Source organism: Neisseria sp. N95_16, assembly GCF_002551535.2.
GTDB lineage: Bacteria > Pseudomonadota > Gammaproteobacteria > Burkholderiales > Neisseriaceae > Neisseria > Neisseria brasiliensis.
The window spans coordinates 1-955 of sequence record NZ_PDBT02000152.1; the positions used below are offsets into that span (position 1 = coordinate 1).

Consider the following 955-nt stretch of genomic DNA (forward strand, 5'->3'; position numbering starts at 1 on the left):
CCGCCGACCGAGAAAGACATTGGACTATGAGACACCGGGTGATCTGTTTTCAGCAGCCCTTGCCAATGGCATTTGAGCGTTGCACTTGAAATGCGAATGTAAGGCCGTCTGAAAGCGTATACTTTCAGACGGCCTTTTTTTGTGGTATTCAAATCGACAAAGCTTATGCACAAACCTGCGCTTCTGGCGTACAATAAACGGCAAACTGCCAAGGAATCATCATGTCACACACTACCGATAATCCCGTTATCCACATCACGCCGCAAGATTTGCCGCTGCATTGCGCCGGTCCCAAACACGAAACGTGGAACGGCCACCCTCGCGTGTTTTTGCCGATTCAGTCCAACAGCGACATTGAATGCCCGTATTGCAGCATCCGCTATCATTTAGACGGCGAAATCCCCCATCATCATTACTAAACGCACGCCATGATTCGACACGCCGCCATTTTTTTATTGGTTTCCCTTTGCACCGCCTGCGGTTCGTATAAAGCCGTGCGCCCTTCCGCACCGATACCGGTTGTGGCTGAAGCCGAAACCTATTCCGTGAACTACGAAGCCGCCAACGGCCAGCGCATTACCGCCGTTTACATCAACAGCAACAGCCCGATGACGGTAGAGCTGCGCCAAGGCAACACGGTGGAGAGCCTGAAGCAAATCCAATCGTGGGCAAAAGGTGTGGAATACAGCAACCTTTCCACCCGCTGGCATGTGCAGGAAGGGTTCGCCACACTGACCCGTCGCGGCAAACCGATTGTATTTACTGAAATTATTGAGTGATTCCAATAAAAAAAGGCCGTCTGAATATTCAGACGGCCTTATATATTGCGCTCCATCAGGGGCGTATTTTTTAAATTATGTAAAGCCCCTTAACTTAGCCAGTGAAGGGGCTTTAATCATGTTTATTTTTTATACCGTCAATCCCGAACCCGAACTTCAACCCAAATCATTCATCG

3 protein-coding genes are annotated in these 955 nt (G+C 49.5%); all 3 read left to right on the top strand.

The genetic code is table 11. The annotated features are described in order from the left end of the window. Positions 1 to 221: 221 nt before the first annotated feature. Entirely contained in the window at positions 222 to 419 is a 198-nt protein-coding gene (locus CRG49_RS12950; protein WP_095502199.1) for a zinc-finger domain-containing protein, read from the top strand. A 12-nt stretch (positions 420 to 431) separates the two neighbouring features. Further along, positions 432 to 779, top strand: coding sequence for a hypothetical protein (locus CRG49_RS12955; RefSeq protein ID WP_369832047.1), 348 nt, complete (start codon positions 432 to 434; stop codon positions 777 to 779). After that, positions 772 to 955, top strand: a 184-nt coding sequence (locus CRG49_RS13670) for a hypothetical protein (protein ID WP_232727261.1), incomplete at its 3' end; no start/stop codon positions are given. The genes CRG49_RS12955 and CRG49_RS13670, both read left to right, overlap by 8 nt.